The 23233-nt window shown below is 62.1% G+C and carries 16 protein-coding genes and 1 pseudogene; 16 read left to right on the top strand and 1 reads right to left on the bottom strand.

Translation table 11 applies throughout. The annotated features are described in order from the left end of the window. Positions 1-64: 64 nt before the first annotated feature. From GD429_RS37590 to GD429_RS37525, 14 genes are all read left to right on the top strand, one after another. Entirely contained in the window at positions 65-550 is a 486-nt protein-coding gene (locus GD429_RS37590) for an Hcp family type VI secretion system effector (protein ID WP_113048134.1), read from the top strand. An 85-nt stretch (positions 551-635) separates the two neighbouring features. Then, on the top strand, positions 636-1139 hold the full coding sequence (gene tssJ / locus GD429_RS37585) for a type VI secretion system lipoprotein TssJ (protein ID WP_152864978.1): 504 nt from the start codon (positions 636-638) through the stop codon (positions 1137-1139). Between the two features lie 31 nt (positions 1140-1170). After that, positions 1171-2517: a type VI secretion system baseplate subunit TssK gene (gene tssK, locus GD429_RS37580; protein ID WP_152864944.1), complete on the top strand. Its 1347-nt coding sequence runs from the start codon at positions 1171-1173 to the stop codon at positions 2515-2517. A 51-nt stretch (positions 2518-2568) separates the two neighbouring features. Further along, positions 2569-3837, top strand: a complete 1269-nt coding sequence (gene tssL / locus GD429_RS37575) for a type VI secretion system protein TssL, long form (protein ID WP_152864942.1) — start codon at positions 2569-2571, stop codon at positions 3835-3837. A gap of 19 nt (positions 3838-3856) precedes the next feature. Further along, the gene (gene tssM / locus GD429_RS37570; protein WP_152864940.1) at positions 3857-7921 is read left to right on the top strand and encodes a type VI secretion system membrane subunit TssM; all 4065 of its coding nucleotides are present in this window, start codon (positions 3857-3859) and stop codon (positions 7919-7921) included. Positions 7922-7979: 58 nt separating this feature from the next. Beyond that, complete coding sequence (locus GD429_RS37565) at positions 7980-8231, top strand: PAAR domain-containing protein (RefSeq protein ID WP_152864938.1); 252 nt, start codon at positions 7980-7982, stop codon at positions 8229-8231. Positions 8232-8250: 19 nt separating this feature from the next. Beyond that, complete coding sequence (locus tag GD429_RS37560; protein ID WP_152864936.1) at positions 8251-11001, top strand: type VI secretion system Vgr family protein; 2751 nt, start codon at positions 8251-8253, stop codon at positions 10999-11001. Positions 11002-11063: 62 nt separating this feature from the next. Beyond that, positions 11064-15743, top strand: a complete 4680-nt coding sequence (locus tag GD429_RS37555) for an RHS repeat-associated core domain-containing protein (RefSeq protein ID WP_152864934.1) — start codon at positions 11064-11066, stop codon at positions 15741-15743. Positions 15744-15755: 12 nt separating this feature from the next. Further along, entirely contained in the window at positions 15756-16067 is a 312-nt protein-coding gene (locus GD429_RS37550; RefSeq protein WP_321575120.1) for a hypothetical protein, read from the top strand. 407 nt (positions 16068-16474) lie between these two features. Further along, positions 16475-16879 carry an HNH endonuclease gene (locus GD429_RS42260; protein ID WP_152864974.1) on the top strand — a complete coding sequence of 135 codons (405 nt, stop codon included), beginning with the start codon at positions 16475-16477 and terminating at the stop codon, positions 16877-16879. Continuing rightward, entirely contained in the window at positions 16876-17244 is a 369-nt protein-coding gene (locus GD429_RS37540; RefSeq protein ID WP_152864932.1) for a hypothetical protein, read from the top strand. The genes GD429_RS42260 and GD429_RS37540 overlap by 4 nt, the downstream gene beginning before the upstream one ends. A 332-nt stretch (positions 17245-17576) precedes the next feature. Beyond that, positions 17577-18458, top strand: coding sequence for a hypothetical protein (locus tag GD429_RS37535; RefSeq protein WP_152864930.1), 882 nt, complete (start codon positions 17577-17579; stop codon positions 18456-18458). Positions 18459-18538: 80 nt separating this feature from the next. Continuing rightward, positions 18539-19564: a hypothetical protein gene (locus tag GD429_RS37530; protein ID WP_321575119.1), complete on the top strand. Its 1026-nt coding sequence runs from the start codon at positions 18539-18541 to the stop codon at positions 19562-19564. Positions 19565-19678: 114 nt separating this feature from the next. Further along, positions 19679-20089 (top strand): hypothetical protein, encoded by a 411-nt coding sequence (locus GD429_RS37525; RefSeq protein WP_152864928.1) that lies wholly within the window; start codon positions 19679-19681, stop codon positions 20087-20089. A gap of 48 nt (positions 20090-20137) precedes the next feature. Here GD429_RS37525 and GD429_RS37520 read toward each other — a convergent pair whose 3' ends face one another. Next, on the bottom strand, positions 20138-21508 hold the full coding sequence (locus tag GD429_RS37520; RefSeq protein ID WP_152864926.1) for a tyrosine-type recombinase/integrase: 1371 nt from the start codon (positions 21506-21508) through the stop codon (positions 20138-20140). A 395-nt stretch (positions 21509-21903) separates the two neighbouring features. Between GD429_RS37520 and GD429_RS42255 the strand changes: the two are divergent. Beyond that, positions 21904-22356: pseudogene (locus GD429_RS42255) on the top strand (tyrosine-type recombinase/integrase); the annotation flags it as partial. Between the two features lie 65 nt (positions 22357-22421). Next, positions 22422-23233 (top strand): ShlB/FhaC/HecB family hemolysin secretion/activation protein (locus GD429_RS37505; protein WP_321575118.1); only part of this gene is annotated, 812 nt, incomplete at its 3' end.

Below are 23233 nucleotides of genomic sequence, written 5' to 3'. Positions count from 1 at the left end.
GGCCGGGCACGATATACCTTGAACCCGGCCGCTTTCATTATCAGCAACAACATGGAGTGAAGAAATGGCTCAGGATATTTTTCTGAAAATTGATGGCATCAACGGCGAATCGCTCGACGACAAGCACAAGGACGAAATCGAAGTCCTGAACTGGGATTGGGAGATCCAGCAGGAATCCTCGATGCACGCGGGCAGCGGCGGTGGTGCTGGCAAGGCCACGGTCAAGGACCTGACGTTCGAGCACAACATCGACCGCGCGAGCCCGAACCTGATGAAGTACGCGCTCACGGGCAAGCACATCGATCAGGCGACGCTGGTCATGCGCAAGGCCGGCGGCAATCCGCTCGAATACCTGAAGCTCACGATGAGCGACGTGATCGTCACGCGCGTGAAGCCGTCGGGCAGCAAGACCGATGCCGAGAAGAGCCGCGAGACGGTGTCGCTGTCGTTCGCGAAGGTGAAGCAGGAGTATGTCGTGCAGAACGCGCAGGGCGGCAGCGGTGGTGCGGTGACTGCGAGCTTCGACATCAAGGGCAACAAGGAAGCGTAAGTCCATGGAACGCCGCGCACCGGGCGAAAGTCCAGCCCCCTCCGGCTGCGCGGCGTTTCCTGCCGTCTATCAAGGTAAATCCTGCATGCGTTCGATCCTGATCGTTCCCGCGCTCGCCTGCGTCCTCGCGCTTTCTGCCTGCGCAAGCGGCGAACCGAAGCCGAAGGAGCCGATGCGGCTCGAAATGAGCGTGAGCGCGTTGCCCGGTGTTAATCCGGATGAGCGTAGCCGGCCGGCGCCGATCGTCGTGCGCATCTACGAACTGAAGAACGATGGCGCCTTCAAGGCGGCCGATTTCTTCACGCTGCAGACCCAGGACAAGACAGTGCTGGCCGACGACGTTGTCAAACGCGACGAGCTGCAGCTGCGTCCCGGCGAGCACCAGGTGATCATCCGCCGGCCCGATCCCGCAACGACAGCGATCGGTGTGATCGCGGCCTACCGCGACCTGCCGAACTCCGTGTGGCGCACGGTCTACGCGATGCCGGGCACGCTGGACAAGGCGTGGTACAGCTTCTCCACGCCGAAGCTGAAGCTGAATATCGATCTTGAAGCGAACGCCGTCAAGATCACCGAAACAAGAAAATGAAAGTCTTCGCGCAACGAAACGGAAGGTCCGCATGAGCTGGTACGCCAAGGTCGCCTGGCAGGAGGGGCTGTTTTTCCGCCCGCAACTGTTCCAGCAGCAGGACCGCTATTTCGAGAAGTATGCGCACATGCGCGCGGCGCCGCTTTCGCCGTTCTTCTTCGGCTTCGCGCACTTTGCGCTCGATCTCGAATCGCTTGCGCTCGGCAAGGTAATCGTCAAGTCGGCCGCGGGGGTGTTCGCCGACGGCACGCCGTTCGATGCACCCGGCAATACGCCGCTGCCGCCGCCGCTGACGATCCGGCCAGAACATCTCGACCAGGTGATTTATCTGGCCGTGCCGGTGCGTTTGCCGAACTGCGAAGAGACGACCTTCGAGAACACCGCGGATTCGCTCGCACGCTATCTGGTGTTCGATACCGAGCTGCGCGACACGAATTCGATCGGGCTTGCCCCCGAGCCGGTGCAGCTGTCGAACCTGCGATTGCGCCTGCTGCCCGAAAAGGAACTCGGTGACGCATGGATCGGCCTTGCCCTCACCCGTGTGAAGACGATCCGTGCGGACGGCAGTATCGAGCTCGACGACACGCTCGTGCCGCCGGTGTCCGGGTACGGCGCAAGCGACGTGCTGACGGGCTGGGTGACGAAAATCCACGATCTCGCGCGCCTGCGTGCGAACGCACTCGCGCAGCGGCTTGCAGGCACCGACGGCACCACGGCGAGCGCCGCGACGGTGACCGACTATCTGTTGCTGCAGATTCTCAACCGCTACGAGCCGGTGCTGCAGCATCTGCTGCGCGTGCCGGCGACTTCGCCCGCAGACATCTATGCGCTGCTGATCGGCATGGCGGGCGAGCTGTCGACGCACCTGCGCACCGACACGCGCCGGCCCCTCGACACGCATCCGTCGTATCAGCATACGACGCCGCACCTGTGTCTGAAACCGGTCGTCGACGATACGCATCGGCTGCTCAATGCCGTGCTGGTTCGTAGTGCGCAGAGCATCACGCTGGAAGACCGGGGCCACGGCATGCGCAACGCGGTAGTCGATCCGGTCGAGATGCAGGGCTATACCGCCGTTGTGCTTGCGGTCCATGCGGCGATGCCGCCAGACGTGCTGCAGCAGCAGTTCCTCGCGCAGGCTAAGGCCGGTCCGTCCGACAAGCTGCCGAGCCTCGTTCGCAGCCATCTGCCAGGCATCGGCTTGCAGGCGTTGCCGGTGCCGCCGCGGCAGATCCCGTTCAACGCGGGCTACATCTATTACGAACTCACGCAGGGCGGGCCGCTCTGGGAAGAGGTCGTGCGTCACGGCGGCATCGCGCTGCACGTGGCGGGCGAGTTCCCATCGCTCAAGCTCGAGCTGTGGGGCGTGCGCGCCTAACACGAAACGGACACCCATGAATTCACGAATCGCGATCTGCGACGTACGCCCATGAGCAATCCACCCACCGCTGTCGGCTCGTCCGGGGATGACCCGACGCCGGCATCCGTGATCCGGCAGTCCAGCACTGCCGCAACGGCTGCCGTTCCCTTTCGCGAGCGGCTGATTGCCGTCGAGCAGGCACAGAATCCGTTGCGCGAAGCCGCGCGTGTGCTCCTGCGCGCGCTGGCGGACATGCCTGAGCATCTGGAGGCCGACGAGACGTTTGCACTGCGCGACCTGCTCGAACAGGAGGTGCGCGTCTTCCAGAAGCTGTGCGAACAGACGAACATCCGTCGCGACCACATGATCGGCGCGCGGTACTGCCTGTGCACGGCGCTCGACGAGGCGGCGACGCAGACCGCCTGGGGCAAGGGCGGATCGTCCGGCATCGAGTGGATCAGCAGCGGTCTGGCTACCACCTTCCATGAGGATCGCCAGGGTGGCGACAAGGTGTATCTGCTGGTTGGCCGGCTGCTTACCGAACCGCGGGAGCATCTGGACCTGCTGGAAGTCATCTACGAGATTCTCAGTCTCGGTTTCGAAGGGCGCTACCGGCACGAGGCCAATGGCAAGCGCAAGCACGATGCGATCCGCCAGCGGCTCTACAACGAGATCACGACACAGCGCGGGCCCGCGCCGATGACGCTTTCGCCTCACTGGCAGTCCGATGTGAAAGGCCGCCGCCTGTCTGTCTACGATTTCCCGGTGTGGATCACCGTCACGGTCCTCTCGGTGATCCTGCTCGGGCTCTTCGGCTGGTTCAAGTACGAACTGATGAGCCGCGGCGCAGATGTGCAGAAGCAGATCGCCAACATCGGCCGCATGACGCCGCCGCCCGCGCCGAAACAGTTGCATCTCAAACAGCTGCTCAAGGACGAAATCGCTGCGGGCACGGTAAGCGTCGACGAGGACACCCGTCACAGCGCCGTGACCTTCCGGGGAGATGCGATGTTCCAGCCCGGCGGCGCGTCGGTCAAGGCAACGATGGGGCCGCTGATCGCGAAGATCGCGGGTGAGACCGCGAAGGTGCCGGGCAAGGTGACCGTGCTTGGCTATACGGACAACGTGCCGATCCGCAGCCGCCAGTTTGCGTCGAACGAAGCGCTGTCGGAAGAGCGGGCCACGCAGGTCATGCAGATGCTGCAGGCCGCCGGTGTGCCGGCGAACCGCCTCGAAGCCGTCGGCAAGGGGGACGCCGATCCCGTGGGCGATAACCATACAGCCCAGGGGCGCGCGCAGAACCGCCGCGTCGAGATTCTCGTCGCTCAACAGGGCTGATCCGCATCCGGAATAAAACATGACGAAGTTCCTGTCGTTTCTTGCATCCCGCCAGTTCCTCGCGTTCGTCGCACTGGTCGTCGCGGCGGTGGTGATCTGGTTTGTCGGGCCGTTCTTCGCGTTCGGCGGGCTCAAGCCGCTGGCTGCGGCCGGCATGCGTGTGCTGGTGATCTCACTGCTGCTCGCAGGCGTCCTGCTCTGGCTCGCCGACCTGTCGATGAGCGTTGTATTCGTGGCGTTGGTGTGTCTGCTGATCTGGTACGCGTCCCCGCTGCTTTCGTTCGGACATACGGCGCCGTTCGAACCGGTTTCGACGCGCTGGATGGTGATTGGCCTCGTGCTGACCGTGTTCGCGATCTACTGGATGTTCCGGCTCTGGCAGAAGATGCGCGAGGACGACGCGTTTCTGAAGAAAATGCTGCGTAAGGGTGGCAAGGAGGAAGAGTCGCCCGCCGCATCGCGGCTGCAGGCCATTGAATCGATCGTCGCGGGTGCGCTGGCGCGTCTGAAGTCGATGCGCACGGGGGCGCGGGGGCCGGGCAAGCTGTTCCAGGGCAAGCGCTACCTGTACGAGCTGCCCTGGTACATCACGCTCGGCGCAAAGGGTACGGGCAAGACGAGCGCGTTGCTCAACGGTGGCCTGGCGTTTCCGGTCGCCGAGCAGATGCAGCGTGCGTCCGGCGCACGCTCGGGCAGTTCCGATGCGGTGGACTGGTGGCTCACCAATGATGCGGTGCTGATCGACACGGCGGGGTATTACACGTGCCACGGTACCTCGACGGTGAAGGACGCTGACGTGCAGTCCGTGCAACCGGACAGGTTGGCAACCGCGGCGGATGTGGGGGAAGAGGCCGCTGTTGAGACGAAGGACGGCCACTCGTCCGGATCTCGCGCAGTTGCTGCTACGAAATCGACCACCAATGTTGTTCCACTCCGTGCCGGCACGGGCGAGACGCGAGAGGGACTGGACCGCGCGGAATGGCTCGGCTTTCTCGGCATGCTGCGTCGGCACCGGCCGCGCGCGCCCATCAACGGCGCGCTGCTTGCGGTCGATCTTGCGACGCTCGCGAGCGCGGATGAACCGGCGCGCATTGCCGAGGCAGCCGCCCTGCGCGCGCGCCTGGCCGAGCTGCGCAAGGAGCTGGGCATCCGCTTCCCCGTCTATCTGATCGTCACGAAGATGGACCGCCTGACGGGATTTCCGGAATACTTCGGTGCGCTGACGGCCGAGAGCCGCGCGCAGGCCTGGGGCTTCACGCTGCCGTACGGCAAGGAAACCGTCGCAAAGGAAGGGCTGCGTGCGCGTTGCCGTGATGAACTGACGCAACTGGCGGGACGGCTGTCGGGCATGATCCACACGCGCCTGCAGGATGAGGACGAGACCCGCAAGCGCCGCCAGCTTGCCGCGCTGCCGGAGGAGTTCGCGGCGCTCATCGGGCCGCTCGTCGATCTGATCGACCGCGTGTTTCTCGATTCCCGCTACGACGACACGCAGCTCCATTCGACGCTGCGCGGCGTCTATTTCACGAGCGCCCAGCAAGGTGGCAGCCCCGTCATGGCGGAGCGTGGCACGGTCGTGCAACGTCTTGCCGCGAAGCAGGGGCAGGGAGCCGTGGCGGACCATGAGGGCAACCGGAGCTTTTTCCTGCACGATTTGCTGACGCGTGTGGTCTTCCCGGAAGCCCATCTCGTCAGTCCCAACCTGCGCTGGGAATACCGCTACCGGCTGCTACGCCTGATTGGGCATGCGCTCGCGTTGCTGCTGTTCGTCTGGCTCGCGATCGGCTTGCGCGTGAGCTTCGGCAACAACAGCGACTATCTGGACGTGATTGGCCGCAAGGTGCAGTCACTCGCCACCCGCGTGACGCAGCTTTACAGGGAGCCCAAGCCGGAGGCCGTGCCCGATACGCTGACCGAGGCGCGCTACCTGCCGACCTTCCCGAACCTTGACCTGTCCGACCCTGACAGCACGTGGCGCTACGGTCTCTATACGCCGCCGGACATTGTGACGGAAAGCCACCACACCTACGATGCGCTCGAGGACAACCTGCTGCTGCCGCAGATCGTGCACCGGATGGAGGACGTGATTTCCGGTGCGATCACGAACAAGGATACGAAGACCGCCTACGATGCGCTGCGCGTGTACCTGATGCTGTACGACAAGGCGAAATTCAACGCCACCGACGTCAAGGCGTGGGTGCTCGACGACTGGGCGAGAACCGACAGCGCAGCGATCTTCGGCGGACGGGCTTCGATGATCGACCACGTTCAGCAGCTCTTCTCGGGAGAGCGTGTCGTGCAGTCGCCGCTGATCCGCAATGACGCGCTGATCCAGCAGGCGCGCGCCTTTCTCGATGGCAGCAATGCGACCGACCGTCTCTACCAGCGGGCGAAGGCCGCGATGCTCAAGGAAGCACCGGACGAGTTCACGCTGCTGCGTGCGGTCGGACCGCAGGCCGGCACGGTGTTCACGCGGGCGAGCGGCCAGCCGCTCTCGCGCGGCGTGTCGGGCCTCTTTACGTTCGACGGCTACCGGAACCTGTTCGACAAACGCCTTCCGGAGTTCGTGCAGATCGCGCGCGACGACGACGCGTGGGTGATGGGACGTTCGTATCTGGCGGGTTTGGCAGATTCGGCTCAAAAAAAAACGGCTGAGATCGTGAGCCACGCGACCGGTATGGACGATGCGCTGACGGATGCGGTGCGACGCGAATACCTGATGGAGTACGCGCAGCAGTGGGACGCGTTTCTCAACGACATCCGCACGGTGAGCGGCACGAGCCTCGCATTCAACCTCCAGGTGCTGCGCAGCTTTGCGGCGCCGGACTCGCCGCTCGCACGTCTGGCTCGTGCTGCGGTACATGAAACGACGCTTACTCAGCCGGTTGCCGGTGGGGATGGCTCGTTCCTGCAGAAAGCAGCCGACCAGCTCAATCAGAAGGCGGACAAGGCGTTGGGCATTCGCGCGTCGGAGCGCGTCGAGCGCGAACTGGTCGACAATCATTTCGCGGCACTGCGCGAAGTCGTAACCGGGAACGCCGATGCCCAGGCCGGTCCGCAGGCCGTTGCCGCGCAGGCAGGCAAGACGGGCCTCGATGGCGTGACGAACCTGCTGAACGACTACTACACGGCGCTGACCGTTGCCGACAACGCACTGTCGAACAACAGCATGCCGCCCGCAAGCGACACGGCCGCGAAGCTGAAGATGACGGCCGACACGATGCCGGCGCCGTTCCGTGTGGTTCTGCTGCAGCTTGCCGCCGACGGCTCGCATGAAGTCAATCAGGGTATCGGTCAGCTGCTGTCGCGCCAGATGCAGGCAGTAGTGGGTGACACCTGCCGGCTCACGATCGAGGGCAGCTATCCGTTCGCCGTCGATAGCAAACGCGACGTCAGCATCGACGACTTCACGCGCGTGTTGGCGCAGGGCGGCGTGATCGACGATTTCTTCGCGAAGACGCTCGCGCCGTTCGTCGACACCTCCGCGAAGCCGTGGCGCTACCGCACGCTGCCGGGTGCAACGGAACCGGTGCAGGGACCGGACCTGGAACCGTTCGAGCATGCGAAGGCGATCCGGGACGTCTTCTTCAATGATCCCGGTCACAAGCAGTTGACGTGGAAAGCCGACATCCGGATTCCCGAGCTCGATCCCACGATCACGAGCCTGTCGCTCGACATCGACGGCCAGACCTCGCTTTACCAGCATGGGCCGGTGGCGCCTTTCACGGTGACATGGCCGGGGCCGCGCGGTGGCGTCCACACGGAGATCACCGCAAGTCCGCGCATCCGCCCGGACACGTCGACGGTCGCGACGGACGGCCCATGGGCGCTGATGCGCCTGCTCCAGAAGGGCCACGTTGTCGAGACCGCGACGCCGGGGCGCACGCGCGTCGTGTTCGATTTCGACGGCCGCAAGGCCGTGCTCGACATCGCGAGCGCGGGCAGCGTCGCCAATCCGCTGACGAGCGACGTGCTCAGGACGTTCCGGTGTCCGAGCTCGATGCCGATGTTCAATCTGACGGACAGCGGTCCGCCGGTCGGATTGCCCCGCGCGAGCACACCGCCGCCGCCCGCGACACATTGATCCGCCTGACAGGCGAGCGTTTGAACCCAATCAGTCATTTTCCGATACGGAGTTGCACATGCAGGATGCGCAGGGCCGCGACATGGTGCGTCTGGGCGACACCACCGACCACGGCGGCGAGGTCATCGAAGCGACCGAAGAGCTGAAGCACCTGGGCATTGCCGTGGCGCTGGACGGCCACATGGTGAAGTGCCCGAAATGCGGTGGGGTTTTTCCGCTGCTGGCGAGCGGCCCGCGCACGCATCGCGGCCGGCGCGTCGGCTATCTCGGCGACAAAACCGGTTGCGGTGCGACCGTGATGCGCGCCTGAACCGCGAGGAGACAAGATCATGCTGACACTTACCCAGGCACGCACGCTGTCCATCTCGGGCGCCGCGCTGCCGACCTATGGCGTCGACGGCCTGCCGATGTTCGCGCCGGTGCGGCTGCATGGCACCGAGTCAATCGGCCGTCTCGAGGACTGCCGCTATCTCGTCACGCTGCGCACGGATGATGCATATGCGTTCTCGCCGAGTGTGACGGCCAACCTCGACCTGGACAAGGTGGTCGGCACCGAAGTGACGGTCTCGATCCAGCTTGAGGGCAAGGGCCATTTCATCCCTGGCCTCGCGGGCAACGCCGGGCTCGGCAACATCGGCGCGGGCACGCGGGAGATCACGGGGCTCGTCACTGCGGCGCGCGTTGCTGGCGAAGACCGCCATTCGATCCTGTACGAGCTCGAGCTGCGCCCGTGGCTGTATCGCGCGACGCTCACGCAGGACTGCCGGATCTTCCAGGACATGAGTGTCGTGGAGATCACCGACGCGGTGCTCGCGAAGTACCCCTATCCGGTCGACAAGCGCCTGGCGGGCGCGTTTCGCGGGATCTATCCGAAGCGCGACGTGCAGCGGCAGGCATTCGAGACGGACTGGGCGTTCCTGCAGCGGCTGTGGGAAGAATGGGGCATCTGGTGGTGGTTCGAGCACGACGCCGGTCATCATCGGCTCGTGCTGTGCGACACGATGGGCGGTCACCATCCTCACGGCGCGGCGTACGAGACGCTGCGCTATATGCCGCCGGACGGAAAGCGCATCGACGAGGAGCACATCCACACGCTGTCGGTAACGAGCCGGCTGACGCCCGGGCGCGTGACGGTGGTGGATTACGACTACACGCGTCCGCGCGCGAACCTGACCGTCACTGAAGACAATCCACGCAAGACGGCGAGCGCCGACGGTGAGATCTACGACTGGGGCGACCATAGCCAGCCGCTCGCGGGCGCGCAGGGTCTCGCCGGCGAACCCAATGATGCGGAGCAGGAGGCTCGCCATCTCGCGCGCGTCCAGCTCGAGGCGAAGCGTTGCGCCGGGTTGCGCGCGAACGGCAAGGGCAACCTGCGCGGGCTGACAGTGGGTTGCACGTTCGCGCTGACGGGTTACCCGCAGCAGGCAGCGAACCGCGAATACGTGGTGGTGTCGTGCATGCTCGACATCGAGGAGGTCGCGGACCGCACAGGGACCGGACAGGCGTACCGGTGCGAAGCGCAGTTCGAACTGTTACCTGCGAACGAGCCGTTCCGGCTTGAGCGCAGCGTCCACAAGCCCAGCCTCAGCGGGCCGGAGAAGGCGATCGTGGTCGGCCCGGCCGGACAGGAAGTCTGGACGGACAGGTACGGGCGCGTGAAGGTGCAGTTCGAGTGGGACCGGCAGGGCAAGCTCGACGAGCACGCGGGGATCTGGCTGCGGGTGCTGTCGCCGTGGCAGGGCAATGACATGGGCGCGACGTTCGTGCCGCGCGTTGGTCACGAAGTGGCCGTGACCCACTATTACGGCGATCCGGATCTGCCGGTCATTGCGGGCAGTCCCGTCAATGCGTTCCGCGAGCCGGCGCTGGACCTGCCCGCCAACCGGGCGGTGTCGGTCATCCGCGGCCGGGAGTTCCAGGGCACGGCGTCCGGTCACGTCGCCATTGACGATACACAGGGGCAGATCCAGACGCAGATTGCGAGTGATGCGGGCGCGTCGCAGCTCAGTCTCGGGAACCTGCGCCGCATACTGAGGAAGAAGGGGAGGGCTGACGTACGCGGCAAGGGTTTTGATCTGCGTACCGACGACTGGGGTGTGGTGCGTGCGTTGAAGGGCCTGTTCGTCCTGACGGACGGACAGCCGGGCGGTCCCGGTCACGCGAAGGACGCGAAGGAGGCGGTCGGCCGGCTCACGCGGGCGCGCGAGCTGCAGGAGAGTCTGGCGGGGCTCGCGCAACAGCATGAAGCGCAGCAGCATGGCGCCGACCAGAGCGAGGTCGCAAAGGCGATCAAGGCGCGCAACGATTCAATCAAGGGTACTCCCTCTGGCGGTGAAAATGATTTCCCGGAACTGACGGAACGGGACATTGTTTTCGCGGGGCCGGCCGGCATCAGTCTGGCGGCCGAACGCAGCACCCATCTCGCGAGCAACGAGGATGTTGCCATCACGAGCGGACGGCATGTCGGCTTCGCGGTGGGCCATTCGCTGTTCGCGAGCGTGTCGAACGCGTTCACGCTGTTCGTGCACAAGGCGGGTATGGCGCTCGTCGCGGCTTCGGGGAAGGTACGGATCGAGGCGCAGACCGACGGCATCGACCTGAAGGCGAAGCAATCGGTCACGGTCACGAGCACCACCGACAGCATTCAGCTTCATGCAGCGAAGGAAATCGTCCTGCATGCCGGCAATACGCAGGTGCGTATCAGTGACCAGGGCTACACGGTGCACACGGCAGGCGAGCACACGATCCATGCAGGCAGCCACCAGACCGACGGCCCGAAGGGGCAGGGTGGCGGTTTCCCGCCGTTCCCGAAGTCGGGACCCGGCCAGCTTGAAGTGTTGCGCCACTACGTGACGGATTCGCCGGTCGAGAAGAGCGCCTTCACGGTGACGGATAGCCTCGGTGCAAAGCACACCGGCACGCTCGACGCGTCGGGCCGCGCGATCGTTAGCGGGTTGGCTGCCGGTGCGGTGAGCGTGAAGCATGAACGCGACCCGAACGATCCGTGGGTCATCGGCAGCTACCTGAAGCCGCCCGCGTGGGAGCCGACGGATGCCGCTGCACCGGGCGCGGCATAGCACCATGAAGCGGGAGGTTGATCCTCCCTTTCCTGATCCAGAATACGAACAAGGCCGCTCTTATGGCTAACCAGCAATCCATTCAGTCGTCGGTCGATGCAGCAATCGTGCCGCTTAATCAGGTGCTTGTCGCCGACCTTGGCGCGGGTGCGTCGCGGTTCGATGCGTGGCTGCGCGAATACACGGGCGGCTATGTGACGCTCGAGCGTGTGAAGGAAGTGTCGGCGGCATTGCCTGTGCTTGGCAACATCATGGCTGCCGTCGACGTATGCGGTGACATCGTCACGCTTGTCGATAACCGTAACAACCCGAAGCGCCGCGAGGTTGACCAGATCCTTGACTGGGCGAGTCTGGGCATTAACCTGATTGGCGTGCTGCCGATTCCGCCGGGCACAGCGGCTGCGCGCATGTCGCTGCGTCCGACGCTCGGCATCGTGCGGCAGGCGGTGAAAGCAGGCGCGAAGGAGCTGCCTGACGCTATTGTGGCCGTGATCGCCGCGCACTTCACGGCGACGCTGATGGGCGAACTCAAGCCGTTCGTGGAGCAGGCTAAGGCACGGCTCAACGAGATTCTGACCGACTGCGGGAAGAAGGCCGAAGAGATGCTGGGTGGCCTCGCAAACGCGCTCGATAAACTTGCTGCGGGCCAGTTGACGGACCCACACGCCAATCTGAAGGCGGCGCAGAAGAAGGTCTCGCAGATGTCGGCCAGCGCGCTTGTGCATAGCCCGCTCAAGACAATCGACAACCTGTTCGGCGCGGTATGGGAGGTTGGCAAGGCTGGCGTGAAGGCGGAGCTGAACGTTGCCGCGACGCTGGCGCCGCAGCAGGCGCGCAAGGCGATCCACGACCTTGCAACCGAGCTGCGCGGTTTCATTCCAGTAGTGAAGGAGAAGCTGCAAAGCTTGTCGCGCGAAGACGTTGGCACGCTGATGTACATGCTCAATATCCTGATCCGGGCGGTGCAGGTCTACGAGCACAAGAAACAGATTGTTCAGGCAACGGTCAGTCCGACTGCGCCGAACCAGGCGAAGCTCAAGCATGGTGGGGGCGAAGTCGAAGTCCGTGCGGACGAGGCGAAGGCGAAGAAGCCCGGTGTGTCGGGTTGCAAGGCGTGTGAGATCGGCCAGTCGGCTGCGCGGGTCGGCGGCGCGATCGGCCTGGCGCTCGGTGACGAATCGTTCACGCATACCGACTTTGTGATTCCGGGTGTGATGCCGGTCGAATGGGCGCGCACCTATCGGTCAAACTTTGGTGCCCACGACGAACACGGGCCGCTGGGGCCACGCTGGACGACGCCGTATCACGTCGCGTTCGAGGCGAAGGGCGACGAGCTCGTGTATCACGACGCATCGGGCCGCAGCCTCACGTATCCGCCTCTGAAGCCATGGCAGCCCCATCACGATGCGGTCGAGTCGTGCGTGCTCACGCGCGAGTCCGACGATCGCATCCGGCTTGTGCGTGGCGAGACGCTGACCGAGACGTACGAACGGCACGGGGCGCGCTTCGCGCTCACGAAAATCGAGGACCGCTCGGGCAACACGGTGACGTTGACGTGGGCGGATGGTTTGCTCGCAACCATCGAAACCAGCAGCGATGCCGTTGCTTCACTGACGCATGATCGGGAAGGCCGCATCATGCGTGTCGCGCTGGTCGACGACACCGGGACGGCCGTGCGCGTGCTCGCGCGCTATCGCTACGATGAATCAGGTGATCTGGTGGAGGCGGCCGACGAGAACGCTGCATCGTGGAGCTATGCCTACTCGCACCATCTCGTGACGCGCTACACCGATCGTACTGGCCGTGGGATGAACCTCGAGTGGGACGGCACGCACCTCGATGCGAAAGCAGTGCACGAATGGGCTGACGACGGTACGTTCGACACGCACCTGGCATGGCATGACCGGCTGCGGCTGACCTTCGTGACCGATGCGCTGGGCAACACGACCCAGCAGTACTACGACATCGATGGCTACGTGTACCGGATCGTGTATCCGGACAACACGGAAGAATGGTTCTTCCGCGACGCGGCGAAACACGTGACCCGCCATGTGTTTGCAGACGGGACCGAGGAGTCTTTCACGTGGGACGACGCCGGGCATCTGACCTCGCATACGCAGCGGGATGGGCGTACGGCTTACTACGTTTATGACCGGCACGGCAACCTGACCGGCTTGCAGGACCCGGAAGGGCACCGCTGGGAGCGCTACTACGACAGCAAGGGTCGCGTCACCGAGGCGCTTGACCCACTCGGCTGGGTCACGAAGTATGAATACGATCGCGCTGGACTGCCAGTCGCGATTACCGATCCGAAGGGCGGCACGAAGAAGATTGCATGGCAGCCGGATGGGCAGATTGCAAGCTATACGGACTGTTCAGGCAAGACCGCGACGTGGAAGTACGACGAACGCGGACTGCTCGTGGAGGCGAAAAACGCCGCCGGCGAGACGACGCGCTACGGTTACGAGAACGGGCAACTTGCCTGGGTGACGCGCCCTGCGGGTCTGCGCGACACGTATGCGCGCGACGCCGAGGGGCGGTTGCTTGAGCACGTCGACGCACTGAACCGGTCGACGCGCTACAGCTACACGGCGGCAGGCCTGGTTGCGAAACGGACGAACGCGCGCGGTGATTCGCTCGAATACGCATGGAACCCGCTCGGCCAGATCGTGACGTTGCGAAACGAGAACGGACGGGAGTACCGGTTCGGATACGACAAGGCAGCGCGCCTGACGAGCGAGACGGATTTTGACGGACGGGAGACGTGGTATTACCGTGCGGCGGGCAGTGGCCTCGTGACGAACCGCCTGTATGGCGGCGTCATGCAGGCGTTCGAATACGATGCGATGGGTCGGCTTGAACGGCGGCGCGGCTGGCCTGCCCAGTTCACCGACCGCGGACAGGTCTTCCTGACTCCGCAGGGGGAGTCGAAGGTCGAGAGTGAGTCGTTCCAGTACGACGGCCTGGGCCGCCTGCTGCAGGCGGTCAACGATCAGTCACGCGTGCGGCGTTTCTACGACCCGGTCGGCAATCTGAGTTTCGAGCACCTGAACGTGCCCGTCGACGGCGAGGACTACGAGTTCGTCTGGCGGCACGAGTATGACGAGGTGGGCGCGCGCATTGCCACGACGCGTCCGGATGGCCGACGGCTCGAATGGTTGACCTACGGCTCAGGTCACGTGCACGGACTCATGCTCGATGGCAAGACGATTGCCAACTTCGAGCGCGATGACGCACACCGCGAGACGGTGCGCGAGCTTGGCAACGGGCTGAAGCAGGCGACGGAGTACGACCAGGCAGGAAGGCTTGCACGTCAGGCGCTGCAGGGTACAGGCGGCAAGGTGATGGAGCGCCGTTACCAGTACGACACGGCAGGGCAGCTCGTTCAGATTGCCGATATGCAGCGCGGCGAGATCCAGTACACGTACGATCCCGTCGGCCGGCTCACGCGTGCGCAGTCGTCGCTCGGTGTGGAGACGTTTGCGTTCGATCCGGCCAGCAATATCGTGGAGTCGAAGGACCGCGACGAACATGGCATTGGCGTATTCGGCGGCGCGCGGTCCGCGCCGCTGCTGGACAACCTGCTGAAGGAATACGCCGGTACGCACTTCGCGTACGACGAACAGGGCAATCTGCAGGAGCGTTCGCACAACGGCGAGCGCACGGTGTTCGGGTGGAGCAGTCTGGGCCGGATGGTGACGGCGAGCGACCGGCATATGCGCGCGACGTACACGTACGACGCGCTGGGCCGTCGCATCGCGAAGCTGACCGAACCGCAGGTACCGTATCTGGCAGGGGCGGGAAGTGGCTGGCGGGATGCGGAGCGCCAGCGTCTGAAGCAGGAGCGCGGCTACGGTTTCACGCTGTACGGGTGGGATGGTGACACGCTCGCGTATGAGACGTCGTGGGAGAAGCGTGAGACGACGCACTATGTATACGAGCCGGGCAGCTTCACGCCGCTCGCACAGGCCACGGGGCCGGCGGTACTGGCCCAAGGTGATGTGCCGTCATTGACCGCAGTCGCGTACTATCATTGCGATCAGATCGGCACGCCGCAGGAGGTGACGGACGAGTCGGGTGAGGTCGCGTGGTCGGCACGCTACCGTGCTTGGGGCGAAGCGAAGGAAGCCATCAGCGAGGCGGCGCGGAAGGCAGGCATCACGAATCCGTTGCGCTTCGCGGGGCAGTATTTCGATCGCGAGACGGGGCTGCACTACAACCGACACAGGTACTATGATCCCAACACCGGGCGTTTCGTCAGCAAGGACCCGATCGGGCTGGCGGGCGGGATCAACATCTATCAATACGCGCCAAATCCGACGCTGTGGATTGATCCGCTCGGACTGACCGGGTCAGATGCGTCCGGTCGTCCTCTATCGAGTTCAGCTTATAGCGTGTGGGCAAGAATGAAATTGCCTTGCGATCAGTTGTCGAAAGGACGTCGAGACCATTTCCGTTACGCTAACGAACAGCTCAACGGTATGATTCAGGATAATCCGGGCCTAGGCGATGCGTTGGGCTCTGCTGTCAAAGAGCACGTCTCGCCGGGCGCGCGGGGTGGATACAGTGTTACAAGTCCCCCAGGGCTGACGTGGCATCACAGCGCGCAGGATCCGGAATATGTTGAGCTAATACCGCGAGCTCAACATCAGGCACCTGGCGCGGTACAGGGTACGTTGCATCCAAACGGCGGAGGTGGATTCAAGGCTCTTAATCCGCGCTGCCCATGTCCGTGTGAATAAAGGGGAATCGTCGTGAACAGATTGGTTACCATCAGGCAGGTATTGCAGAATCCAGGGCAGCACTCTGGATGGTTATATTTGCCAGAGACAGCGTGGACTCTGGATACGCAAGGAGTCTTTGCGGAGGATGATAAGGATGCGGATCCAGATGCTGACCCTCGACCGGAGATTGCGAGAACCAATGATTGGCAAGAAGTTCTTGACGTTGCTTCAATCGAAGATATTGTCTCCAATGCCGTAGCACAAATCGAGAATCCAACAATCGAACAATTGTTTGAGGCGTTTCTCTATTACTTTAAGAACGATGCCTTTATAACGTTTTGAACTCGGTGCGATTCAGGAGAAAGGCCGCGTAGTGCGGCCTTTGTGACCTGTGCCGCGCGCCATTGTGTCTGCCCACGCGGTTGACTTCGATGTCGCGGACGCGCGGGCGTTGCCGGCGACACGGGAAACGGAAGCTCGCGAGTACGGGTAAGGAGACCGAGTCTGGCTGACGCCAGTCGGCCAGGTACCAACTGGCGAGTGCTTCGCGCTGCAAAATGCGACGGATCGCGCTTGTCCCCGGGTGTGCACCACTGGAAAATCGTGTCTAGGGGAAAAATTACTGATGCGAGGAAGGCGGAAGGCTGAGCGCCTTACTGGAAAAGGGATTGCGGCCGTCGGGATAGGCGTTTGCGTCTGGGCAAAAAGTTTATCAATACGCGCCCAACCCGGTAGCATGGGTTGATCCGCTGGGCCTTCGGAAGCGCGCTGGATGCCCCGGGAAGTTCCACTCGTTCAACGATTTCGATTTACCGCAGGACAAGTTTTTTGCTAGCGATGCCGTGCAGTTTCGTTTAGCCAACAAAGCGCTTATTGACCGGATGAATACCGATGCGGCATTTCGCCGGGACATGTTGGGACGGAACCCTGCCTTGTCAGACTGGATGAAGGACCCCGATCTAAGTAAGAGTCCAGTCGGAATGACGTGGCATCATAACGACGAACCTGGCGTACTGAATCTGGTTAGTTTTGACGACCATCGCGATAACCACGGTATTTATCATCCTGATGGGACGGGTGGTAGAAATAAGTGGGGCGGTGGTGATGCAGGACGACGTGGGAAATTGAATCCAAGTACAGGGTGTCCAAAATGAGTGATTTCAAACACAAGACGTATCGGATAGAAGATTTCATAGCGCTTGCTCAGAATAAGCAAGATCGTTCAGCTCAGTACAACAGGGCTTTCCTTTACGATGTGTACGGAGATGACGCAGTTGAGGGCTTGCTCAGAGAGGGGCAAACGATCTTTATTGGCGACACGGTGCAAGTGGATGACAATGATGAAGAGGTCTATCCGAGTGAAGTAAAAGAGCGAGGATATGTGTTTCTTTACTCGGGTGAAAACTTCCAGGCAGTCGTCGATCTTGCATATAAGCAAAAGCCAACCGCTTCGGCGGAAGAAGTCATCCGGTGCCTGAACCACTATGCTCAGCACGATGACTTCCTAGACTTGCGCTGATCCTTTGTTCGCGGGGCCGCGCGAGCGGCCCCTGTCTTCGAGACCGGGCTACATCACAACCGGCACCGGACAAGCAGCGTTCGGCTCCTGGTGACGACTTCGACATTCAACACGCGATGTAAAAGCAACCGGCCGCGCAACTTGGGAGAGCGAATCGCCATGTCGTATGCAGGGATGCTGTCGTCGCTGCTGGCGTTTCGCCGTTACCTGTTTGAGCTCGATCCATCTGGGCTCAGCTTGCAGAGTGGCGCGGCAATTTGGACGGGAAGCGGGCTGCATTCTCAGGCTAGACGCGCCGGCATGAGAGATCAACTGCGATTGATAGGTGAGCAATGAACGTTTTTAAGCTGCGGCAGCGCGAACACGATTGTCAGACGTTAACCGCGAGAGCCTTCCATTTTGCGACTGGCAAGCAATATCCCTGGTATCAGAGCCGTACCGGCAAGACGATGCACTATGCGGTCTGTCCGGAGTGCGACAACCCTGTACACGTCGTCAATCTGGACGTCGACCACAAGGTAGACGCGGAAGGAAAGAGGTTGCCGTTATACGCCAAGCATGCCGCAGGTGACGTTGAGACCATCGGTAAGTTCGACAAGGACGCATACGACGAATGCTCTCTCGCAAATCCCAAATCGCTCAACGGACGAAACAAGACCCGACGGCCTGGGCCAATTGCGGCGGGCATCGTCGACATACTCGTGAATCACGCCGACGCGGTCCATTACATGGTCGAAAAATTTCTTGGCGCGTCGGTTTCAGATCAACTGTTTGCATCGATGCTGGAACAGTTCCACAAGCAGGAAGGGTATCTCTACCGGGAGGTCAGTACATCCAACGTGCCCTACGCATTGCTGTACATGGCCGGTAACCAGTCAGCCATCGGTTGTGAAGCGAAAGGCAATTCCTTGTTCGCACGCGCAGTGAAGAATAGCGAGCATTTCGAACTGTCCTGGCAGCGAATCAAGAGGAAACGTGATTCCAATGCACGACTGCGCTTCTTTATAACTGATCACACGATCAAGAAGTCAGAGTCGGGAAACCAACAGACGATGACCCTCGTGATTGAGGAGGAGGTATCTGGAAAAAGGCAGCCTCTCCTGCAAGAGGCGGTGAAGCTCGAGATCGATTTCTTCCGCAACATATTGGCCAAGCGAAATCGTCTTCGCGAGCTTGCGCGGAAAGAATTTGACGGTGTTCCCGGGGCTAACTGAGATGCGCCTTGCCACCACGGTACGAATCAGCGCTGATCATCGACCGGCGTTGGCGGGTAGGCGGTTGAACGGCGGCAGCGGTGACTGATTCCAAACATCACCCGTCGCTCGAAAAGCTCAAGCTGTCCGTCGAGACATTCGGCTGGAGATGCCTGTCGGACACGTGGGCAGGCTATCACACCCGATATGTTTTCGAGTGTGGACACGGACACCGGTTTGAGCGACACGCGACGCCACTTCTGTATCGAGCCGGGAAACTGCCGGTATGTGCTGAGTGCGAAGACGAAGCAATTTGCGAGCGCTGGCTGGCGAAAGTTGCCGGCCAGGGCGGCGAACTCGTCAGGGGGACATTCACAGGACTGCTCGAATACTATCGGTTGCGCTGTGCCGAAGGCCACGAATGGGAAACGCAAGGCCGCAAGATCAGCGAGGGTAGCTGGTGTCCTTCGTGCGCTTACGAGGCATCCGCCAGGCGCAATCTGCTGTCGGACGGGCTGAAACGCCTACGCGCGGCAGCCCGTGCGCACGGGGGGCGATGCTTGGCGACGGCATACACGGGTGCCCGTAGTTATTATCCGGTCGAGTGTGTGAAGGGACATCGATGGGAAGCGGAAGGCGGCGAGATTTTGCGCGGAACATGGTGCCTGCGGTGTGCTCGGTCCGCGTCACAAACCGACGCGAACGGGCTGACACGGCTTAAGGCGGCGGCGCAATCGCATGGCGGAGCGTGCCTGTCGACAGAGTACGTCGGCCAAGCCGGAAAGTACCGGTTCCGTTGCCGGGAGGGACATGAATGGATGGTGACCGGCCAACAGGTATTGCAGGGACGGTGGTGCCGGCGCTGCGCAGCCGATCGACGACGGCTGAGCATCGAGGAGATGCGGGAGACGGCGGCTGAGCGCGGCGGGGCATGCCTGTCTGACACGTACGTCGGCAAGGAGCACAAGCTGACGTGGCAATGCCATCGCGGTCACATTTGGCAGGCGCGAGCGGGCAGCGTCCGTCAGGGAAGCTGGTGCCCGTCTTGCGCAATACTGGATCGTATCCGCGCGAAGAACAACTGGAAGCGCAGCCGATATGAAGGAACGGGGAAACTCGACGAGTGAGCGTGTAATGGGATTGCCGCCATCGACGGCATGAGGATTCGAAAAGGGCGAAGGGATAAGAAGGTGGGAAGAAGTGCGATGCGGCGCGGAGGTCGCGCCAGGCTGACGAAAGTGATGTTGTTGCCGTTGTCGACCGAGAAGGTGCGAGCATTGTCGCTGGAGAATCACTTGGCATTCGCGACGGTTCGGGCCGGACGGGGCGATGCCGAGCAGATTATCAATTTGCTGCGAGTTGTTTATCTCGCCTTCTATCTGCGGGAGGAAACTGCATCTGGAGCCGACCTCGATCTGTATCGGCAGGCAGAGGCAGCACTGGACGCCTGTGTTGAACGTGCCAAACAAGGGGAGCGCTGGCTGCTGTTCGATTGTGAGCAGGCGGCGGTCGAGAGCCTTCTAGTCGTGCATGACGCACAACTGGCCGCGATCTCCAAGCACCGCTATCTGGCAGCTTGGGATCGGTTGCAACGATTTGTTACGGGTACAGGCCGCTCGCCGATTCCCGCAGCAGAAGTGGCCGCGCAATAGACATGAAAAAGCATCAACGAGTGAGATTGCGCCGCAGGTCGGCGGGGTTCACACTTTGGGCGGTTCGAACTTGATCTGCGCTTGCTCGAGCATCCAAGATTCGATTTTGCAGTGCCACATTCGCAGCATGTCGAGAGGGCGCCGGCGGTAGTGCTTTTCCGCAAGGGCACTCGGTTTATGGCCTTGAATTTGGGCCACAACCCCAACGGGAACTTCGCACCACTCGGACAGTGTGCCAAACGAGCGACGCAGCCCGTGCAGGGTTACATGCGAAAGGCCGGCGGCCTGAATCGCTTGATTGTGTGCGTAACGAGGCTCCTCTATATGCCCGCTATCCGACGCTGCACTTGCAAATACCCAAGGGGAGGGGCTCCACGTTTTGCCTTCTGCTTGGAGGGCGGCAAGTACCGATTTCCTGGGCGGCGTGTCGTTGACTCGTTTTAGCTCCCGGAGCAGGGACGCGTAATATGGTGTCAGAGGAATGACCCGGCCCGTCTTGACCTCGACCTTGTCATTCAGGCGCATGCTGTTCCATTCGAAATCCACGTCTTCCCACCGAAGTTCGGCCAATTCCTCGCGGCGAGGCCCATTGAGGAGAAGACCTTGCAGGTATACGGAGACGGTGAAATTTGGCAGCGCTCGCACGGCGGTGAACCATGCACGAAGCTGCTCGCGCTGCAGGCTGTCTCCTTCCTTCGTATTCGTACCGGGCAAGAGTGCCTTGACCTTCGTGGACGAGTAGCAGTCACCCGGGATCAGACCGGCAAATCGCTCCTGGCTATCGCACCAACGGACCAGCGCCTTGACGACTCGGTACGCGTACGCGGCACTCGTCGGGCGCTCTGCTGTTTCAATCTTGAGCCAGTCGGCCACCCTAGCGCCATTCAGTTCCGCAAGCTTCACGTGCATCAGCGAATGCAATGGTCCGCGAGATGTTAACCCTTTGCCGCGTTTCTTTTCATCGCCGCCGGCCGCAGACAGCTTGCGATGATCCTCGATGTACTGTGCTGAACGAGGTCGCTTTGTCTTCGGTGAAATTTGAGTGCGCAGGTCGTCCAGATACGCCTCCCACACGTCGACAAAGAGAACATCTTTGCGACGAGCCTCTGTTTGTCGCGCTTCATGTGCAGCCTTTTGTTCGGCGCTGACTTCCCGAGGGTCCTTTCCGGCGTCGATGAGCAGGGCAAGCCGAGCCGCTTCCGCTCGGGCCTTGCTTAGATCCCATGAGCGAGGATCGCCGATCGTCACCCGTATGGTCTTGCCAAAGAGACGTGATTCGAAAACGTAGGAGCGTGCTCCTGATTTCGTGATCCGCAGTCCCAATCCGGGACTCTTGGCATCCCAATGGATCGTCTGCTGTTTCCCTGCTTCGCACTGGAGCGAACCCACCCGCTCCGTTGTGAAATTCACCTTGGACATTGCTGGTCCCGACATCGCTTGATCTAGGAGATCGCCTACACGCCTTCATGTAGGCTCCGTGTAGGCAAATTATGGGATGTCGGATCAATCTAAGTCAATGAGATATCATTGGGTGCGGCGGACGTATCCTTTGTGCTCGCAGGGTATCCTGCCTACACGGATGTAGATCAATGCCGGGGGATATGGGTGTTCTCTGATTTGTAATCATCAGGTGGCGGGTTCGAGTCCTGCAGCCGGCACCAAACACTAGTTTCAAGTAGTACCCGGAAGTCCCAAAACCCGCGTCCAGCCTAGCGCTAACGCGGGTTTTTTGTTTCCGGAAGTCCCGAGTGAGACCGGGGCATCCCCGAAATTTGGGGGTAAGATTCGGGGTATGACTTCGGGGATTTGGGGGTATGCCGTACCCCCGACGAACAATGAAAAGCAAACCTCTTACCGACGCCAAGTGCCGCAACGCGAAGTTCGATGCGGCCGGGGGAAACAAACTCTTCGACGGTGGCGGCCTGTTTCTTGATCTGCGCTCCAGCGGTTCGAAGAAGTGGCGGCTCAAATACCGGTTCAATGGCAAAGAAAACCTGCTGACGTTCGGCGACTATCCGACGACGTCGCTCGCTGATGCTCGTTCGAGGCGTGACGAAGCGAAGCGGCTGATAGCGGAGGGGAAGAACCCTGCGTTCGAGCGTGACATTGAGAAGCAGACTCGCGCTATCGCCGCACAGAACACCTTTGAGGCCGTCGCGCTGGAGTGGTACGAAGCGCAGCAAGCGACATGGAGCGCTTCACACGCGAGCCGAGTCAAGAAGCAGCTCGATCGCGAGGTGTTTCCCCTGATCGGCCAACGTCCGATTTCTTCGATCGGCGCACCGGATTTGCTCGCGGTCATTCGACGAATTGAAGGTCGTGAGGCGTTCCCGTGCAGCATCGCGACATCGTTGGCTACGAGTTCGGCATCGCGCATCGCCAGTACATCGGCGATGTTGTCCTCGACGGCTCGTTCGCCTGGCGCGCATCGCTGCCGGGCCTGTCCAGTAATTCGGGCACGGTGGTTGGCACACCCGACTTCGACGGCAAGACGCAGGTGGAGTTGGCAAGCGTCAGTGCCCAGGTCCCTTTCAAGATCGGCAGTCAGACGTTCTCGTACCAGTTCGGCTGGAACATGCAGAACGCACGTACGCCACTGGCTCCTTCGGACTATTTCACGATCGGCACGCGTTACGCCGTGCGCGGCTTCGATCAGCAACTGACGCTGGCTGCCGAGAGCGGCTGGGTCGTTTCCAACGAACTCGACTGGTATGTGCCGACGCCGGTTGGCACGCAAGCGCTTTATGCCGGGGTCGACGCCGGGCGCGTGCGAGGGCCCGCCGCGCAGTACCTGCTCGGTGAAACCTTGGTCGGCGCTGTTGTTGGCGTGCGCGGCAACCTCGCACCGAAGAACGTGCTGGGTGCGGCACTGAATTACGACGTGTCGCTTGGGTTGAGCAACCAGTCGGATCTGATCAACGCAGCGCAGGCTGCGTCGGAAGCGATCGCGAAGCAGATTGGTAGCTATGCGGACAGGAAGCGGGAGTCGGCACAGAAGAATGCCGACAGCGCAACCGATCCTACGCTCAAGGCACAGTATCAGCAGGAAGCCGATAGTTGGGCCGAGGGCGGCGACAATCGTGTTGCGCTGCATATCGCCGGCGGTGCGTTGACGGGTGGGTTGACCGGCGGTGGCTTGGGGGC

This window comes from Burkholderia sp. BE17 (assembly GCF_009362305.1).
GTDB lineage: Bacteria > Pseudomonadota > Gammaproteobacteria > Burkholderiales > Burkholderiaceae > Burkholderia > Burkholderia pyrrocinia_C.
The sequence above is the reverse complement of the archived record's forward strand: the minus strand, read 5'-3'. Positions and strand labels throughout refer to the sequence as shown.